We start from the raw sequence: 18692 nt of genomic DNA, 5'->3' as shown, positions 1-18692 counted from the left end.
AGTGTTGATGTCTAGTTGTCTTCTTTAACTAGTCTCTCGAGGATCCCGGTGAGGCCCCATACCGTTATGATGCCTAAGATTACTAGCAGTAGTGGCGTGGTATCTATATAGACCTCTATATTGTTTTCTCCAGTGACTAGCGGGGCTTTGATGAGTCCCGGGCTTGTTGTGGATGTGATGAGTAGTATACCTACTAGTATAGATATCGCATGGAAAACTATTCCTATAAATGGCTTCGATAAATATGATAGGATGCTTAGTGCTGTGAAAACACATATCAGGAACGGTAGGATACGGGGCTCGATTAACTCGAACCTTGTTTTTAACAAAATGCTTGTACCCGGCATTCACCGAGAACACGTCTAAGCTGACATTTACCCTAAGCCTGTTACTGAACCTGGAGAACGGTGTAGAGGGGTCACCTTCGAACACGTACTCGTATTTAACGGTTGGCGGATATACTATCACTGTGATACCTATATCCCTTACTAGGCTTGCCCAGTTATTCAGCACTGAGTAAACACTGCTTGAAATCGCGTTAGCATAGTCAACCTGGAGTGTTTGATTATATAATATACCCGCGAAATTATTAAGAGCATACCATACTCCAACCCCATCATAGTCTCTGGTAAGGTATCCTGGTCTCACAAAACTAGTATAATCATATATAGTGTAATAAGTGATGCTTGATCTGCCGCATCTCCTCACATATGTGATGCTACTCTGATTTATATCATTATATGACATCACCTGTCTTCCCCATTTCTGCTTGAACGCCATGTATGCTGTTTCATTAGCGCCTGAGATCGCCGATATTATCACGCTGTCTAATTGTTCATTTATGCTCCTCCATGTAGACTCTTCACTCTCCTTCATCCATATACTGGATGTATGTGTTAGCGTTGACGTCATGTAGAACAGGGTTGTAGTGATCACGAACACGAGTAGTGTAACCGCTATTACAAGTGGAAGCTGAGCCCTCATCAATATATCACCCTGACGCCATATTTTATAACCGTGCCATAGATGGTGCCAATGCTGTAAACGTAGCTCAAGGTGTACCCTGAGCCACTCCTCGATTCTACGCTGGCAGTACAGTTCTCGCTCCTAACCAGGCTTACACCGCCAGTTAACTTGTACTCAGTGATATTGACGGAGACCTGTATTGCATTGAGTCTTGTTAATAATTCATTGGCTAGGCTACAGGCACTCCAGTAGGGTTTCTCCCTCAGTACATCATATACATTACCACCTCTAACCACAATCCTGTAGTTCGAGGTATACGCGTATATAGATGTAAACAACAATGCGATCACCACAACCGTTAAAGCCAGCGCCATGGATGAGACCAGAACCTGTAGCTGCCCTCTCAAAACTACCTCCTCCAGCTCCATAAGTCAACCATATAAGTAAACATGCCAATTCTTATATAAGATGATATCTTACTTCCACCTTGAGGCGGGGGATTCACCGTATTCGACACCTCGTAGACATTGCTATAAATGGGGACAGAAATAGTCTTAGTACCATCATATATTGATACAAGCACCATATTGTAGACGGGATTGCTTATACTTGAGTATTCATAAGTGGATTCAACAGGTTTAGTCGTTCCATTGTTATAGTAGTATATGGTATAGTTCCTGCCTTTAACAAGGTAGACATTATACATGTATAGGGTTTCATTATATCGACCATTGATACGACTCATGTACATAGTCTCAGTGATATTATACCTTATATAATTATACTGCACAAACTCCCATGATATATTAGTCCATGAGCTAGTGTAGTTCATTATGGCTTTCCCGGTGAAATAGTATAGTGTTGTATTATAGCCTGTGAAACCGTAGAATTTAGTGGCCTTCAGCCCTATGTTACGAGCTATCACAGCAAGGTTTCTATTGGTATCCGATATAGCATAACCTTTCTCCACTGTTGTGTTAAGCCAATGGCCTATGAACCAGGTGCTTCCATAACCGCTTACAGCAATTATAGCTGAGAAGCTTTTAACTGGTAGTTTAGAATAATCGAATATATAATTGAATACGTTGCCCCCGGCTCCGGTGGCTGTAGGCATTGCGTTATAGCTTACAGTACCGTTCAGGGATACTAATAGTAGGAGCATTGACATATTGTAGGGTGAGGAGATGATTACCCTGCTTGAGCCAGGATCCACCGTGACGTTGAGCGGAGTATATATTCTCGCATAGAAGTAATAGTCGTCATATATTGAGCCGGCATACTTCTTTATAATGTTTTCGAGGCTAGCCTTAATATCTGTTAGCTCTATAGATATATTGCCATAATTATACATGTCTATGAAAACCTGATTAATAATCGATACAAATAGATCAGATACCTCGCTATACCCAATGCTTTTCTCCGGCGTATAGAATTGCGTGACAACCATATTGTAGAATGGTACTATAGATAATACTATCAATACCGCTAACACATATTCAACAATCTCCTTCACGGTGCCCTTACACCCCTGGGAACCTCGATAATAATTATTCTCCCAGTATTGTCTATTGTTACAACAATATCCACCATTAACTTACTTGAGAAAACAATATAACCAGTATACTCATCTACTATCACCGTCGGTTGCTTAGGAAATGAGATATTCTGAATGCCGAGCACGCTGTAAGATACCGCTGGCTCAGGATACACGAATGGTCTCACCCATATCTTCTCAAAGACACCCGTGGTGTTAACCTGATTCACCTGGCCCGAAAGTTTGCCCTCTAATGATACACCGAAAACAACCCTGAATAATAGAGGAGTAGTATTAGCTGGTAATGCAATACTATTACTATCCCTTAATTCACGGTTCACTGTGTATATGAAGTAGTAGAACGAACCATTATAATAACCTATACTCGTCAAATACCTGCCCCAGTTCAGCCAGGATGTCTTACATACAGTATTGAACCCGGTGTTGCTGGGGTAGCTAGCTAGGTATACATATTGATTCCTATTAAGAGTACAGCTACCGATATTATTACCTGATGCATGTATCATTGCAGAGAACGATTTCGTGGACTCCCTTATTTCCGGTGTGTAAACTATTATTGTGCCCCCTGAGATAGTTTTATTGATCTGGAAGTAGTCCAGTAACGTTCCATTCTCAGCGTAAATGAATAAGTCGATGGGGTTATTGATACCTAGGATTGGCCTTGTAGAGACATTGAGTAGTGCGACACCATTGTCGTCAGCTGTATTGTTAACTGAGAAATCCCCGTCATCTAATTCAACGATTAATCCAGGGGTTAAACCCACGACTTTCACTGTGGTTAGATCAACTGGTTCACTATACCTTATCGCGATGAGGTCGTCGAATCTTGATCCGTTATAGCTACTTAATACACCATTATAGTATACTATTGGTCCAATATAGTCAGGCCTACCGGGTAGTCCCACTGTACCAACCCTTGATTTACTATATACTACTGAGCCATCAGTTCTATAAATATATAGATCCATATCCGGATTACCCTGCCCCTGCGCCGGATTTCTAATTGTCACGTTGATGTAGAACCATTCTTCACCATTAATGTCTACGTTTGTTGGTTGACATTCGAGGAATTCAACATTATTATTTAATAATTGGTCAACATCTAACGTGCACACTTGTAAATTCCCAGATGTATCAGCTGCGAGCAGTATCGCGTATGCCTGATTAGACTGATTCACTAGATTATTGCTTAAAACTAATCCACGATATATATTGTCTGGGGCTACTTTTACCTTATATAATATACTTACATATCCACCTTCACCGGTCGACCCTATGCTTCTCTGTGCAATCGCTATAGAGACATTAGATTTTGACTTAGATGCGGGGAGTATTGATAAATTAGTATTGGCTATAACAATATTTATTTCGTCACCAGTGATCTCCGAGGTTATGTTCCAGCCCCCATAAATAATAGTGTATGGGGTGAGATCTATTGATGGATCTATTACTGGCGGTATAAGCTGTATACCATATTTCTCACTAGTAGTAGTGTTCCACATGTAGAATCCTACCCGGTAGTTCTGGCTATTTACGCTTGTGTCGACCGGTGTCCCTACAGCCTCGATGATCCATCCCTGTCGTCCAGTCAAATTGAAAGGCCTTAACGAATATATGTTCACGTAGCCGTAGTTAGTATATTTTGTCGATACCATTAGGCTAGTGGTGTTCCCAACTATGCTTGGTTCACCCACAGTGTTATTATACTTAATGCCCCATACGCCTCCAAGCAGTAAATCCCCTAGATCCTGGTATCTACCGAGGTAGTCTATTAGGGTGAAGATGCCTGGATTACTCTTATCCACGGCATATGGGTTACCCCAATACATGTATATTGTTTTACTACTTGACGCGCTTAGCGAGGGTATTTTAACCCATATCAATGCCTGTTTACTTGTATCATTCCAGTATTCTATATAGTAGTCCAATGGCGTCACACCATCGGAGTCTGTGAATCTCACATCATTCCTACTTGGAGCATATATTTTACCTAGATACGTACAGTTTACACTACTATATGAGAGGTTCACCAGCACTAGATAATCACTTAGATACACCCCAGCTCTCTCACTTATATTGATTGGCATACGGCAGAGAAATGGAACCCCGTTCTCCACATAACTGTTTCCAGCATCAAAGCCCGTCCTATACCTGTCAACTATGAAGCTTCCTCTCGCCACCTCTAGGTTACCTATATTGCCCACCAATGCATAACCATATATTGTGTTATCAGGTGTTGAGACAACAACATATATTGATGTATCTGGTGGGACACGTGAGAAAACCCGGTTTAAGTAAACACCCTTACCTACATAGACATTGTAACCCTCGTTAAAAGCCGACTCCACCGGGTTCGCTAATTGTATAAGCGTATTATTTATTCTCCAAATATAAGCATCCATGACAGCCCCATTTATTCTAGCCGCTATCCTAGATGATAGCTCCTCGTATAAAGCTTGTAGATTGTTATACCTGGTAGTATTATACACTATTGACGCGTAATTCATTAATGCTATAATAATAGCTATCATAACCGTGGCGCCGATAACATGTGTTATAATGGGTGAAGCCACTTCACTACACCTCCACAACTAACTCCTCTACTGCTATGGTAAGTGAAAACGGGATACCAGCGTATTCTTTTCCAAAACCAGTTTTAACCAGGTCTATCACGTTGTATGAGGATGATTTACCGAGAATATAGTCGGAGACCACTATAGTTATATTCCATAGGTTTCCACCAATATTGGAATATGCAGTATACGTTCTCACAGGTTCTATCCTTAAAGACCCAGATCCTCTAAAACTTATGATCAAATTATAGTATGTAAGGACATAGTAGTAGCCACTATAATTACCGGTCGGAATTGTATTGACGTCTAGGAGGAGCCTGCAAGTATCAAGCGTTATAATCATTAAGCCGTTGTCATCCCTGTACTCGTATATCCTCGGTATCATCCTTGAATCATTAACAATATGTGTATCCACGCCGTAAAGTAGTCCTCTTGGAGCACCGCCTACATTAGCTCCCTGGGTTAAAGCCATACATGAGAAAGATAGTGTGGGTTGGGAACTACTGTTTAAATATATATCTATCCTACCGATCTCAATATATCCTCGTGAAGTATACTGCGATGGGAAATCAATACTATACTCACCACCGGTAGCTATCATAGGGAAGTAAGCGGCGATAGAGTAAAATCCATGTTTAACATACTCGTACTCTGTTTTAGCTACACTACCCATGATAGTGTAATAGCTGAATGGTAGGAGTATAAATACTAGGGCCAAGAATATCGATGTCAGTAAGATCGTGGAAAATACTTCGGAAACACCGTCCACGAAAACCACCAAATCATCTTTTAGTATATCAATATTTATTTTAACCCTAATAATAATTTACAACTTACTTTTCCAATATTTCATCCAAATTTATATCTTAATGTCACTACCTATATAGTTATGGAAACACCGCTGGAAAACCGATGCTTAACCTATTAAAACCCCTATGTTTACGAACCGAATGACAACTGTTGTAAACACTGCTGGAAAACCAGAGGTAACCGTTTGATCAAGAGGGGTGATCGTAGCTTTTACATTACTAAAAACAATATCCCTTACTCTAGGCAATACTACTATATGTCCCTGCCCAGTCACCATGGGAGGTGTGTCCTCACCATTCACGCCGGTTAGATTAAACAACCATATCTCCAGCATCCTGGTGTTGTTCAGTGATTTAATAGAGTAGTATATCCTGCATAAATCCAGTACAAGTATACTCCAGCCGTTGGAATAGTATTCGTAGATTAATGGAACAGTATTAATATCATTAACTACTGTAATATTATCACCCCTTAGCTTCACAGGGGTTAAACTAGTTACAACAGGCCTCGGTACACCAGCCCTTAAGACATAGCATCTAGTTGTATTTAGGGACCATATAAGACTATTGTTTCCTGCATCACGCAATATTATAGATAGGTTTACATCCCGGTAGCTATATCCTATTGAAACGGCTTCATGAGGATAGGTGAAATCCATGGCTGTGTTGTTAGTGAACCTAGTGATAATGGCTTCAGCAATATTGTTGAACATGGATACTGCATAACCATACTCTGTTAAAGCCTTAGCGTAGTCAACGTAGAATATGGCATAAAAGAATATGGCGAGGGATATCAGGGTTACCACTGTGAATAATATTACTCCAGCCAATATTTCGCTTACAGCTCTACTGCTTCTAACCATATCATACACTACCCCGTGAATAATGGTGAAACCAGTATCGCCGCCAGAGTTATTAGGGTCAGTAGTATGGCGTGGAATAATCCAGCTATCAATCTACCCGAGGATATTTTACCCGCGACAAGCCCCATGATATAGTTATTTAATACTATGCTAGGTAAGACCAGTCCAGCTGCCTGACCAAATGCCCCCACCTGCACCGGTAGTTTAGCCATGTAGCTAACCATGTATATTACTGTAACCGCTGAGAGTATCCCGCCCATGTATGGGACTATCATGAGGGTCCTTAGGCTCCTCTTCTTCTCATCCTCTATTGCTTCAACGCTCTCTGCGAACCATGCTAGGTTCTCAAGCACCTCTACTGTTCCTCCCCCGACTTCTATGGAGTCAGTGAGTATGAATAATAGTACCTGCCCCGTCCAAGACCTTATCTTCTTCATTAACTCATCAATAATTCTCCTTAATGGAACACCTATGCTTAGCTCCATAGCCGCCTTCCTAAGGTATTGGGTGAAGACACCGTAGTCCCTACTACTGAGCTCTATAATGCTTCTCTCAGGTGGTAACCCAGTTTTCCTTACCTCGACTAGGTCTCTGAGGAACCTTGTTATACCTCTCACCACCTTATACTCCCTTGATACATACAAATAGTAGATGAAGCCGGGTATGGTAGCTATAATTAACGCTGTTGATAAAGCTATAGTTGAGTACATGTAGTCGGGTGGGTTGCCCACGCCGAATAACAGGAGCATTTCCCCAATGAATTGGGTAACGGGGTTTAATCTCAATGGATTATATGGTGGAAGCATTAGGTAGAAGAATATACCGAATAATGAGAGGACTAGTATTATAGGTATAAAGGTGGCGAAGAACACCATGTAGGGCTTCCAATCCATATATGGATCCTTATACTGGAGTAGTTCGGCCAAATATATTATGACGCCGCTTAACAAAGGCATAACTATGTAAAGGAAGAAGAACATTCCCCCACTTGATAAACCAAAAGGCACCACCCCAGCAAATCCCGTGGTCACGAAGTATAGCACGGTAAAGCTTATCATGGTTAATAAAACCATGGCTAAGTAAGCCTCGAGGAGCCCACCAAGCCTGTCGGCAATAATTTTCATGCCGACAAGCATCTCGTTGAAGAGCAACCTAGATCTCTTATTGAGGTAATCAATAACGTCTCCCCCAGCCTTCACTGTGGCTATATAACCTGACAAAGTCTCCTTAACCCTAGAGCTAGCAACCCTCTGAGAGAGCTCATCGAAAGCCGTTAATGGATCCCTTCCGAGAACCCTGCTTAACAATATGAATCTCTGAGCCAGCTCACTACTCCTCTTAAATATAATACTGCCCCTCAAAACCCTCTCAAAAGCTATGTATGGCGAAAGACCACTCATAACCATCGTACTGAGATAAGCTGATAGAAACGGGAACTCTCCATCAATCGATGAAGCCCAGCTACTCGCGATGAGGGATGGGAGGGACACCATGAGTAATAAGACTATAGTGGGAAGAATGACCAGTATGATTACGAGGAGCGGGTTGTGAAATAAGAATACAGCCAAAACAATTAAAGATATTGATGCAACTAGGGAAACCAGGAACATGAAGCCCGTGAAAGACGCATAGACCTCTGAGTGAACGTGTATACCTGATTTCTTCACAGAGTCAGATATGTTTGGAAACCATTTTAAAATCCACTCACCGATCCAGTGGAAATGACGGTAGATCCAGTTCCAAAACCCCATAATATATACACCTACCACCACATCTAGACTTTCAACTTAACTTTAACTTAAAAATGCAGGCTTATTTATATTATTAACTAGTCTAATAAATATTTTGTAAGAGGTATACCCGTTAAACATAGCTAATATTTGGATATGGAGGTATCAAGCTTGAAATTAAAGATGCCATTGATTAAGCTGAGGAAGGAACCTGTGGAAAAGAAATCCGAAGCGAAGAAAGCGAAGATATTAAAGGAGAGTATTACAGCTATCGAGGAACTAGTACAGGTATCGACGAGAGATCCATCCTGGCGCATTCTCGATTCATACTACATATATAAGCCATTCGTTAAGATAACCATTGCTGAAACACCTAAGGGACCCATGTACTTCGTGGAGGAGCAGGGGCTGGACGAAGAAGATAAGATGGCTCTGGAGAAACTCTACGAGATCCTTATGGATGAGATAAGACCGCCCCAGAGAAGAGAGGATCTGGCTGATCTAAGGGGATACGTGTTTAAGGAGGTCGAGAGGATCGGTGAGAAATACCGTGAGAAACTGGGTATGGTTGGATCTAGAAGGCTTAAGGTGATGTATTATATCGAGAGGAATCTCCTCGGTTACGGCGTACTAGACCCGATAATGAAGGATCCCAATATAGAGGATATCTCCTGCAACGGCGTGGGGATACCAGTATTCGTCTGGCACAGGAAGTACGAGAGCATACCCTCCAACATCACATTCACCGCTGAGGAGGCATTGAATGAGCTGATAATGAAAATGGCTCATATGGCGGGTAAGCATATAAGCATAGCATACCCTATTCTAGACGCAATGCTACCCGAGAAACACCGTGTTGCAGCAACCTACGGTAGAGAGGTTTCCACCAAGGGGCCATCCTTCACTATACGTAAGTTCCGTGAGAAACCATTCAGCATCATAGAAGTTATCGAGCAGGGTAACATAGATGCTTTATCTGCAGCATACCTATGGATGCTTCTAGAGCATGGTAAGACATTCATGATTGCTGGTGGCACCGGTACAGGTAAAACAACAATGCTGAACGCGCTTTCAATGTTCATTAAGCCAGGTATGAAAATAGTGACAATCGAGGATACACCAGAACTAAACCTGCCCCATGTCAACTGGGTTCAGTTAACCAGCAGGGAAACCTATGTTGTGGGGACGCAGAGTCTTGGGACAAGTGTGAAGCTCTATGACCTGGTAAAGTTAAGCCTTAGATATAGGCCCGATTACGTGATTGTTGGAGAGGTGCGTGGCGAGGAGGCATCTGTATTATTCCAGGCAATGGCAACTGGGCACAGTGGTGCCAGCACCATCCATGCTGAAACACTTGACTACGCTATTAAAAGACTTACAAGCCCTCCGATGAATATCTCTCCAGCATATATGAAGCTTATGAATGTATTTATGCATATCCAGAGAGTGATCACTAGGGTGGAGAAAGGAGTGGTAAAGGTTAGGAGAAGAATAACCGTGGTACAGGAGGTCGAGGACTTTGAAAAATATAGGTCGATAAGCGTATGGGATCCGAGAACAGATACACATAAAGTAGGCCTGAAAGAGAGCATCCACCTAGAGGATGTCGCGGCAAAGAAAGGATGGGACCTGGAAGATGTCATAGAGGAGATAAAGAGGAGAGCACTTGTCCTCGAGTGGATGAAGGAGGAGGGGATTAAAGATGCCTGGGATGTCTCAAGAATAATCTTTGACTACTACTATGAGCCGCAACTAGTGTATGAGAAGGCTGTTAAACGATTGACAGAGATAAGAGGGGAGAGTAAGGAGAAGATCAGTGAGGAGATCACAGCAGAAACCAGGCCTGACGCTGGGTAGATTTAATAGCATTAAATCTCGCACCTAGAGGTTAGCCGATTAGTTGAAACTCTATTCTAACCTCCAAGCCCACCTCATGTAACTCCTTTAGTATCGGTAAATCCTTCTCTATATTAGTCTTTAATTCGCTATCTCTACATTTACCAAACAACCCCCTCTTTCTGAGCTTAACCTTAACCACTAATACCTCGTTGCTTAGATCGGTTGAGATATCATCAATCATCATACATCCATATAGTTCAGCTGTCTCACTTATAATATCTCTTAAATGCTTTACAAATCCCTTTAATCTATCTTGATCTATAGCTGGCGGGACAACTAGTTTCACAGTCTCGGTGATTCGATGAGCAGCCCCCTCTCCTGCTAGTGGGGCAGCTGGTTTCACACTCTCTATAGATTTACCACCGGGTTCTACAGGTTGTGTCACTTTTACTTCCCCAGCTTGCACACTAACCTGTGCTCCTGATTCCCCTTCTCTCTGCTTAGCTGTGAGGTTGAATACGCGGCACTCAATCATCGATGATGCAAGCTTTCTACTGAAATCCCTTAGAGCCATATACCCCGGTATTCTAATCGATGTCTCAAAATATTCGACTATTGACTTGATTACCCCGTCCTCGATTAGTATGGTGTAGCTGATGTCATCCCGGCAGGAGAGCAGGTAGGAGCCCTTTGAGAGCCTTGAAGAGATAAGTTCTACGAAATCAGCCAATGTAATGGTAACGGTTTCAACATACTGTCCTCTTAAAAATAATTCAGCCTCTTTAACAGGGTCTTCAAGTAAATTAAGACTACTTGGATCGTGTTTCAACCCTGTTAAATCCTGAAAATCGCTCAAAACATAATACACCTGTTCCCAGTATTTATCTAGATGAGATTTACTTATAAGGGTTCACTCCTAAATCAGGGAAGAATAAGGATTGTAGTGTGGTTCACCATGAGTAATACATTGATAATAACACACACAGACATGGATGGCGTTGCATCGGCAGCACTATACATATATTTAAATAATCTAAGGGACTACCGTGTATACTTCGCTGAGCCATATAACCTCAACGAAGCACTCGAGAGGAATAATGGCAAAGAATATTCGAATATAGTAATCACAGACATAGGGGTTAATCCAACAGTATTCGAGAGAGTTAAGGAACTACTAGACAATTATCGTAGAAGAGGGAGCAGGATATACTGGTTCGACCACCATGTATGGAGCACCAAGTGGATCCAGGAGGTGAGAAGCATAGGGGTTGAACTATACATTGATGAATCCACATGTGCCACAGGAGTGGTATACAAGTATAGTAAGCACGGGGTAGACGCTAATGAAGACTTCGTCTCCAACCTTGTCAACGGAGTTTGCGCAGGCGACTTATGGAGATTCGATCACTGGCTGGGCCCATACTATATAAGGCTGATCAGGAGAAAGGATAGCAATGAGTGGAGAAGACGGGTCCTCAGCAGGCTTACCGAAGGCGTCTACTGGGATCCATCCTTCAATGAAAAAATCTCAGCCACAATAGACTTGGAACTAGGGTTGTTCAGAGATGATATTAGAAAAATCATCAGAGAGATGAATGGTTTCAGGGTATGTATCGTTGAGTCAAATGAGAATGTGGAAAATAGTTTCCTGGCCTCATTTATAATGGGGCGCTTCAACACCGATGTTGCTGTCATCGCCTCAAGCGATGGAAAACTAAGCTTTAGAAGCAGAGGTGTAAACGTGAGGGATATAGCAGTAGCACTGGGGGGAGGCGGGCATCTAACCGCTTCAGGGGCCAGGGTCAATATACCATGGAGGATCAGGGTTTTATCCAAGATTTCGAGGGAAGCATTGTTAAAACATATTGCCAGTAGAATAGAAGAGTACTCAAGGCTTTTACAGCCAATTTAACCACACAGGGGTTTAAGAAGGAAGATCTCGCCGTCAGGAGCCTTGAATGAGACAGCTTCTCCTCTAGCATACTCCATTGCAACAATAGAAGCTATTAAAGCGTCCTCCTCATCCCTGGTTAGGCCAGTTCTAGCTGGGAGACTCATCTTCTCTGCTAACTCATAAATGCTCCTACATCCACTTGACTTTAAAGCACTCCGTGGATGAGTCTCTACGACTCTAATACCCATATTGAAAAGTATTCTAGATAATCTAGCAGCCCTCTCATAGAGGAGCCTCATACCATGCCAACCCGGGGGCAATACCCTGTATCCATTATTCAGGAGTAAGAGATCCACTTCACGGTAACCATGGCCAGGCGTTAAGGGGGCGTCTAGTGCAACTATATTGGGCTTAAATGTCCCCAGTAAATCAATTATTTCTCCATCACTGTAAAGGACTCCTATAAAAACTATTCTGGCCCTACCGTTGTGCTTGATTAATGCTACGCCTGTTGGATTCCTCGGTGAACCAGCTAGATCTATACCAGCATATATCACCATTTAACTCTTTCTCCCTTATTGAATCCTATTATCCTCCTGTATTCTTCAACCATATCTTCAACCATCCCCATCCAGCTTGGTAGCTCGTTAGGCGTCGAGGGGTATTTATCAAGATATAGCTCGCTTGCCTTCTTCATGTAGTTTCTCACAATCCTTAACTGGTTTAGCAGGCTCGGCCTACTTAAGGCTCTCAACACTGAGAGTATCATGTGAGTTATTTTCTCACCTAACTCGCCTTTAACGCCTATATCATAGACGGATGCACCGTCAACGATCTTATTCGCCATCAACCATTCGAAATCCTCATTGGAGAGCTTCTGCATATACATCCTTAGGATATCTAGTCCTGCTTGCTTAGCCCCATAGGCCCTCATATACTCTATGTTTGCCTCCCACATTGTCTTCTCACTGACCTCTCCCTGCTCAAGGGCGTCCCCTACATGTCTAGCTACTATATCAGCTGCCTCCAGTGATGAACCTATGCCACCTCCATGCACAGGGTTTACTGTATATGCTGCATCACCAACAACACCGACGTTCCTCCAGACCATGGTTGGCAGCGGTCTCCGTGTAGGTACGATTCCTCCTCCTGCATGTAGCACTTTACCATTGAATCTTTGTCTGAGGTACTTATCATAGTTATGCCTTGGATTGTGGAGTCCATTCCATATTACTCCCAACCCGACATTGATCACCCTGCCATCACGTGACTTGGGGAAGAGCCACCAGTAGCCGCCTGGGGCTATAATAGTGTTCAAGTATATTACAGCGTAATCCCTATCCTCCTCCCTTACACCGCCATCGTACTCTACTACCTCTCTATAAGCTATATTGAAGTCTGTTGTATAGGGTTTATCAGAAATAGGCCATGTCTCGGGAAGCCTGCTCCTTAAAGCTGGTTTTGAGCCGCTTGCATCAATGAATGCTTCTGCCTCTAATTCCACTGTGCCTCCGCCAACCTTCTTTGCTATAATAGAACCTACCCTATCACCCATCATATTCACCCCTATGACACTATGCTGGTCGAGTAATTCCACACCCCTATCAAACGCCTGCTTAAGCAGCCATTGTCCCAGTTTAACCCTGTTAACGCTTACTCCCTCACCGGGAACAATTATCTCATGCCTCTCGCTTGGACTATATATCTTCACTCCCCTGTAGACATGGTCTATGATGTCTTCAGGCAGCTTCAACCCTATGTGCTGGAAATGATGTACACCTATCGCGTCTCCGCATGTCTTATCCCCTATTTTACTGGCTGGCTTGCTCTCCACTAACGCGACCCTGAACCCCTTTGAAGCCAAGACTAATGAGGAGTATAATCCAGCAACACCAGCTCCCACAACTACTACATCATACTTCAAAGCACTGGCACCCCTTATAATACTTAACTATGTTATAGTTAAATAAAAATAAAAAGCACTCCGGTTAGGGGCATGAATAATCTATTATCCTATGGCAGAGTCCTTAAAAGCATCCCCTCAACTATCACTGGCTGTAGGTCTCTCAGAAGCTTCACAGCTGTCTCAAGTCTTGACGCGCTGTCACTATATAACGTTATTAATGGATCACCCTTGTTAACCCTGTAGCCTACCTTTGCATGGAGTTTCACGCCAGCTCTTTTATCATAGGGGGCTCCACACGCCTTAGCTATTAGAGAGATAGCAGTGTTATCTATATGTGTAACAGCTCCCTCAAGCGGTGAGGTGAGAGTATATGTGTGAGAGCCTATGGGTATATCGCTTGGCTTGGTCTCAGGGTTCCCTCCTTGAGCCTCTATTATCTGCTTGAACTTCTCATATGCCTTACCGGATACGAATATCTCCCTAGCCACCTCCTCACCCTGCCCAGGCTGAACCCTCCCGCTTAACTCCATAACTAATCCAGCTAGGAGTATGGCTTTATCAATAAGGCTCCTGCTTCCCTTTCTCTCAATAAGGGCTTCTAGAGCTTCTCTCGCCTCTAGGGCCGGGCCAACCGATGTACCTATGGGTTGCCCACCATAGGTTAAGGCGACCCTCATTGCAACCCCTAGTAAACCGGCTTGCCTTATGAATAATCCTGCCAATTTTTCAGCAAGAGAAACCTTTTCAACCTTTGCCCCACGCCCCACTGGTATATCTATCACTAGTCTCTCCACACCCATAGCGAGCTTTTTGGATAATATACTTGCAACCATTTGTTGCTCGGGATCTATGGAGAGCCTTCTCTCAATATTAACAAATATATCGTCCGCTGGAGCCAGATTAAGCCTACCTCCCCAGGCTAAAACGCCTTTAACCTTCCTAGCTATCTCAACTATCTCATCGATCGTTAGATCAACCCTAGCTAAGACCTCCATAGTATCAGCTGTGCCAGCCGGGCTCGTTATGGCTCTACTACTGGTTTTAGGTATTAATAACCCTGAAGCGGCAACTATTGGTACTGTTATCAAAGCCACCTTACTATTACCAGGTACCCCTCCAATACTATGCACATCGTATACCGTCTCCTCAAATATGAGTTTACTTCCCGTTTCAACCATTGCTTTAACAAGATAGCTTAATTCCTCCTCGCTTAACTCATTGTAGAGCTGACTAATGAGGAAAGCCGCTATCTCAGCCTCGCCATAGATCCCGTTCACAACATCCTGTATAATACTCTTCATCTCGCTCTCAGAGAGCTTAACACCACTTATCCTCTTCTTTAACGCATTGAAGCTAGCCGGTAACCCAATGGGTTTAACACCAACCATATCTCCTTCTGAAACCCTTAGCGTCGAAGCCGTCTGCGTTGATAAAGCTACTACACCGGGTTGAGTAACCGTCCTACTAGTTATAACCATTGCATAAGCCGAGTAGTCTCCAGCAGTAACTAAAACAATGTTGTTTGTAACTACACCTAATTCCTCAGCATCACCACTATTCATTATAATTAAATTCCTATGTATATCCAGGTCAATTATTTTTACATTAAATAGCTTAGACTTACTCTCAAACCCCATTACTATCCCACCCTAATCCCATGCACCGGGCAAAAAGAGCTATGATTACCCATAAGAGTTTTTAAACATTTACAATTGAAAGCCCCCGTCTTTTAGGGTGGGGTTGGAGATTTACGGGTTTTGTTTTCTCTTGTGTTTCTTGGTGATGAGTCTTTAGTGTTTACGAGCCTCAGCTATATTCGAGGCGGTGATCACTGGAAACCATAGCCCCGCGCCCGGTCTCGGGCGCGGGGCTAAACCAGGCAAGAGCCTGGAATGAAGCCCCAAACCATCCCACAAAACCCTACCCTAAAGGGCAGTGAGGAGGTCAGACACACCTCCGAGAGGGGCTGGAATCTTTTTGATGTTTGTTGGTGTTTAGAGGAGGGGTTTATATGGGTTGGTGGGCTGGGTGGAGTCCCCCTAGGTGAAACCATGAACATAGTATAATTAGAGCGAACACCTAGGGAGAAACAGAGTGGCCCCACTCCTTAAAAGCTATTCCTAGAAGATGTTGCTTACGGGGCATATATGAGTGAGTTAGAGAATATCAGTAAAGTTATAGTGGAGATACAATTGGATTTCAGCGGGGAGAGCGATGAAGCGTTGAGGCTCTTATTCCAGGTAGCTGAGGAACTCTTAGACAGGGATGGCATATGGGTTGAAATAATACCCGTCCACATATGGCTGGACGATCCCTTGGAAGCTGAATCCATGGATCTACCACGCATATTCATAAACGGCAAGCTACGCTTTATTGGGAAAGTTCCCTCTAAGAAGGAGTTAAAGTCAGCCATAATGGAGCGTGTTGGAGTAACCCCTGTTAATAAAGAGGAAAGCGGTATCAATGTAACCAGACTATATGATGGCGGAGTAGGCGATGCCGTCCTGATCGCATAGGGGACTTTATCCTCTTTACACGTCTAACCCTGCTCTTCTCAATATATTTATGATTTAAATAATGAATCAATTACTTAAAATAGTTAAAGTGTCTTGGTGAAAATATATTCAAAAAATATATAAGGGGATTTAAACAAAGATATTATTGCAGAGCCGCCCACCATCATGGGAGAAAAGCAAGTATACAGTATTACAATAATTATTTTTAAGTAATATGCTGTTTTCAGTGTTTAAAACATACACGAGTAAAGCGGACAATTTAGAATACGGTGCCGACCCAGCTGATGAGGCATCGAGATGTCAGTAATTTAGGAAGATGGTGGGTGGCGATGAAGCATTTTTCTCCTTAAGCCACATGCCTGTCTCCTCATAACCTTCCCAATATCCTTAATGAAGTTGCTGTAGGGCTTATAGTCTCTACAGTGTTGCTTGGCAACACGTGAATCGGCTTAGTCCATTCGTGCAATCACTATAGTTCCTCCAAGTATATCTTTAAGCTTCTTTAAAGCCCTATACGTACACCTCCTTCGCTACCCTCTTAGCTACTTCTAAGATCTTGTTAAGCACCTCATCTAGACGTACGCTGGTGTTACACTCACATCATCACCTCTTTCTAGGTTTTACTCTGGTGACGAACTTAGATTTCTTATCACCGGGTGTTTTGAAGACTAAGGAGAGATGAAGCCATAAGGAGAAGTACCACGTGGAGATAGGAAAGTCCATAGTTGATCCTCAGGTGGGCTTCTACGATTTACGTTCAGAGGAGTGTTGGCATACGATTTCGGCTACTTAAGCGAAATAGCTATAATAATTATATAGAAACATCATGTGATCTAATTCATGTAGTCAGTTAGTTTCCTGTCTTTGGATCTAACAGCTTTTGTGAAGTTTTCTAATCTCTTGATTAGTTCTTCATCTATTTTCGCTATCTCTTTTGATTTAAGGTATTGAATGGGTTTTCAATGTTTTGCCATCCACGTCCACTAAATAAGGTTCTCAAGGTATCTGTTTCTGCTACAATGTTCTTTATGTTCATTTGTTTAACTATCCTCTCTATGAAATGCCTTGTCCTGTTCTCATATATGAGCTTCTTAATCTCTTCAATGCCCTGAATCGATACTGCTGGGTTTGTAAGCATCTTGTCTATGCTTATGTAGGTGTACCTCTTTCCATTTAACAATTTTTGCTTCTTTATAGATTCATCTCTACACAACTTCTCTATAACTTCTCAGAGCATATACTTCCTTTTGCGGTTAGCGCCAAACACATCTAGTTGTGCAAAGTAGGAGGCCGGATCTCTCGCTGGCAACTCTTCGTACTTCTTTGCAACTCTACTATATTTCACGTTAACGCCGTAGACTGCGTCTGCCCCTGAAATCTCTTCTCGTAGATTCTTCACATAGTCTAGAACGTAGTTATGGATGGTAACTTGGATATGGGATTGGAGCTGTTATAGTCTACACATAGAAGGTTAGGTACCATGTCATTGCTTTTGCTAAGCATAATTTATATACATCTTAATTATTATCGTAGTAGCAATAGTATTTACTAGGAGAAAACACTAATAGACCCAGCAAACAGAAGCTTCAAATCAACTTTCTACATCTAATAACTTAAAAATTAAACGCGTAATACAGCCAGCTACAGGAACATCTACGGCTTTCCAATCCGTTTCAATTCGTTTGTCCCCAGAGGGTCATACCATGTAGTCTAATGTCGGGTTTACATAGATACACACGATCTCCATTAATCCTCCTCTTCACTAGACTTACTAACTACACTCTCAATCCTCCTATGCCATCCCCTTACATGATATGTTTTCAGGTGTGAGATGAGATCATCTACTGTGAAGAAATAGGAGTTCTCGAATTGATAGTTCTCAGGTGGTTTACCACCTAGGCAGCTTGACACGGCATGTATACATATAGGGCATGCTATTAACCCAGTGTATCTATCCCTGCATGTCTTAATCACTATTCCATCTACATTTATCTCGAAGGGCTCCCATTTGGGCTCCCAGGTATATGCCACACAGCATCAC

At 42.6% G+C, this 18692-nt stretch carries 16 protein-coding genes; 3 read left to right on the top strand and 13 right to left on the bottom strand.

Annotated features, from left to right (window positions below; genetic code table 11):
• Positions 1–24 precede the first annotated feature (24 nt).
• The 7 genes from SPHMEL_RS01970 to SPHMEL_RS01940 form a co-directional block, all read right to left on the bottom strand.
• Positions 25–984: a hypothetical protein gene (locus SPHMEL_RS01970; protein WP_198011707.1), complete on the bottom strand. Its 960-nt coding sequence runs from the start codon at positions 982–984 to the stop codon at positions 25–27.
• The gene (locus SPHMEL_RS01965; RefSeq protein ID WP_042667073.1) at positions 984–1394 is read right to left on the bottom strand and encodes a hypothetical protein; all 411 of its coding nucleotides are present in this window, start codon (positions 1392–1394) and stop codon (positions 984–986) included. Before SPHMEL_RS01965 ends, SPHMEL_RS01970 begins: the two co-directional genes overlap by 1 nt.
• On the bottom strand, positions 1376–2479 hold the full coding sequence (locus tag SPHMEL_RS01960; protein WP_042667072.1) for a hypothetical protein: 1104 nt from the start codon (positions 2477–2479) through the stop codon (positions 1376–1378). Before SPHMEL_RS01960 ends, SPHMEL_RS01965 begins: the two co-directional genes overlap by 19 nt.
• A complete protein-coding gene (locus tag SPHMEL_RS01955; protein WP_042667071.1) occupies positions 2476–5094 on the bottom strand; it encodes a DUF2341 domain-containing protein in 2619 nt (872 codons plus the stop codon). The genes SPHMEL_RS01960 and SPHMEL_RS01955 overlap by 4 nt, the downstream gene beginning before the upstream one ends.
• Before the next feature lie 4 nt (positions 5095–5098).
• Entirely contained in the window at positions 5099–5863 is a 765-nt protein-coding gene (locus SPHMEL_RS01950; protein ID WP_042667070.1) for a hypothetical protein, read from the bottom strand.
• Positions 5864–6010: 147 nt separating this feature from the next.
• Positions 6011–6766, bottom strand: a complete 756-nt coding sequence (locus tag SPHMEL_RS01945) for a hypothetical protein (protein WP_232216718.1) — start codon at positions 6764–6766, stop codon at positions 6011–6013.
• An 8-nt stretch (positions 6767–6774) separates the two neighbouring features.
• Complete coding sequence (locus SPHMEL_RS01940) at positions 6775–8517, bottom strand: type II secretion system F family protein (RefSeq protein ID WP_042667067.1); 1743 nt, start codon at positions 8515–8517, stop codon at positions 6775–6777.
• Between the two features lie 135 nt (positions 8518–8652).
• Here SPHMEL_RS01940 and SPHMEL_RS01935 point away from each other — a divergent pair, with 135 nt between their 5' ends.
• The gene (locus SPHMEL_RS01935; RefSeq protein WP_042667907.1) at positions 8653–10353 is read left to right on the top strand and encodes a type II/IV secretion system ATPase subunit; all 1701 of its coding nucleotides are present in this window, start codon (positions 8653–8655) and stop codon (positions 10351–10353) included.
• A 31-nt stretch (positions 10354–10384) separates the two neighbouring features.
• On the opposite strand, the gene SPHMEL_RS01930 is transcribed toward SPHMEL_RS01935, so the two are convergent.
• Entirely contained in the window at positions 10385–11191 is an 807-nt protein-coding gene (locus tag SPHMEL_RS01930; RefSeq protein WP_042667065.1) for a hypothetical protein, read from the bottom strand.
• Between the two features lie 99 nt (positions 11192–11290).
• On the opposite strand from SPHMEL_RS01930, the gene SPHMEL_RS01925 reads away from it, so the two are divergent.
• A complete protein-coding gene (locus SPHMEL_RS01925; RefSeq protein ID WP_042667063.1) occupies positions 11291–12247 on the top strand; it encodes a DHH family phosphoesterase in 957 nt (318 codons plus the stop codon).
• Here the strand turns inward: SPHMEL_RS01925 and SPHMEL_RS01920 are convergent.
• From SPHMEL_RS01920 to SPHMEL_RS01910, 3 genes are all read right to left on the bottom strand, one after another.
• On the bottom strand, positions 12244–12789 hold the full coding sequence (locus SPHMEL_RS01920) for a DUF429 domain-containing protein (protein WP_042667062.1): 546 nt from the start codon (positions 12787–12789) through the stop codon (positions 12244–12246). The two genes, SPHMEL_RS01925 and SPHMEL_RS01920, sit on opposite strands and share 4 nt — an antisense overlap.
• Positions 12783–14153, bottom strand: coding sequence for a geranylgeranyl reductase family protein (locus SPHMEL_RS01915; RefSeq protein WP_042667061.1), 1371 nt, complete (start codon positions 14151–14153; stop codon positions 12783–12785). Before SPHMEL_RS01915 ends, SPHMEL_RS01920 begins: the two co-directional genes overlap by 7 nt.
• 89 nt (positions 14154–14242) lie before the next feature.
• Positions 14243–15772, bottom strand: coding sequence for an AMP phosphorylase (locus SPHMEL_RS01910; RefSeq protein ID WP_042667060.1), 1530 nt, complete (start codon positions 15770–15772; stop codon positions 14243–14245).
• 510 nt (positions 15773–16282) lie between these two features.
• Between SPHMEL_RS01910 and SPHMEL_RS01905 the strand changes: the two genes are divergently transcribed.
• Positions 16283–16651: a thioredoxin family protein gene (locus SPHMEL_RS01905; RefSeq protein ID WP_012607828.1), complete on the top strand. Its 369-nt coding sequence runs from the start codon at positions 16283–16285 to the stop codon at positions 16649–16651.
• Positions 16652–17576: 925 nt separating this feature from the next.
• On the opposite strand, the gene SPHMEL_RS01900 is transcribed toward SPHMEL_RS01905, so the two are convergent.
• Together SPHMEL_RS01900 and SPHMEL_RS01895 are read right to left on the bottom strand one after the other, a co-directional pair.
• Entirely contained in the window at positions 17577–17864 is a 288-nt protein-coding gene (locus tag SPHMEL_RS01900; RefSeq protein WP_156915410.1) for a hypothetical protein, read from the bottom strand.
• A gap of 533 nt (positions 17865–18397) precedes the next feature.
• Complete coding sequence (locus SPHMEL_RS01895) at positions 18398–18682, bottom strand: hypothetical protein (protein WP_042667057.1); 285 nt, start codon at positions 18680–18682, stop codon at positions 18398–18400.
• Positions 18683–18692 lie beyond the last annotated feature (10 nt).

The organism is Desulfurococcus amylolyticus Z-533, assembly GCF_000513855.1.
In the GTDB taxonomy this organism is placed as follows: Archaea; Thermoproteota; Thermoprotei_A; order Sulfolobales; family Desulfurococcaceae; genus Desulfurococcus; species Desulfurococcus amylolyticus.
Note: the sequence above shows the minus strand (reverse complement) of the source record. Positions and strands in the feature narration are given on the sequence as shown.

Bases quoted from the DNA above. Each gene is read 5' to 3' on its own strand.
- SPHMEL_RS01905 (WP_012607828.1), top strand. From the start codon at position 16,283: ATGAGTGAGTTAGAGAATATCAGTAAAGTTATAGTGGAGATACAATTG.
- SPHMEL_RS01965 (WP_042667073.1), bottom strand. From the start codon at position 1,394: ATGGAGCTGGAGGAGGTAGTTTTGAGAGGGCAGCTACAGGTTCTGGTC.
- SPHMEL_RS01945 (WP_232216718.1), bottom strand. From the start codon at position 6,766: ATGGTTAGAAGCAGTAGAGCTGTAAGCGAAATATTGGCTGGAGTAATA.
- SPHMEL_RS01970 (WP_198011707.1), bottom strand. From the start codon at position 984: ATGAGGGCTCAGCTTCCACTTGTAATAGCGGTTACACTACTCGTGTTC.
- SPHMEL_RS01910 (WP_042667060.1), bottom strand. From the start codon at position 15,772: ATGGGGTTTGAGAGTAAGTCTAAGCTATTTAATGTAAAAATAATTGAC.
- SPHMEL_RS01925 (WP_042667063.1), top strand. From the start codon at position 11,291: ATGAGTAATACATTGATAATAACACACACAGACATGGATGGCGTTGCA.
- SPHMEL_RS01920 (WP_042667062.1), bottom strand. From the start codon at position 12,789: ATGGTGATATATGCTGGTATAGATCTAGCTGGTTCACCGAGGAATCCA.
- SPHMEL_RS01935 (WP_042667907.1), top strand. From the start codon at position 8,653: ATGGAGGTATCAAGCTTGAAATTAAAGATGCCATTGATTAAGCTGAGG.
- SPHMEL_RS01940 (WP_042667067.1), bottom strand. From the start codon at position 8,517: ATGGGGTTTTGGAACTGGATCTACCGTCATTTCCACTGGATCGGTGAG.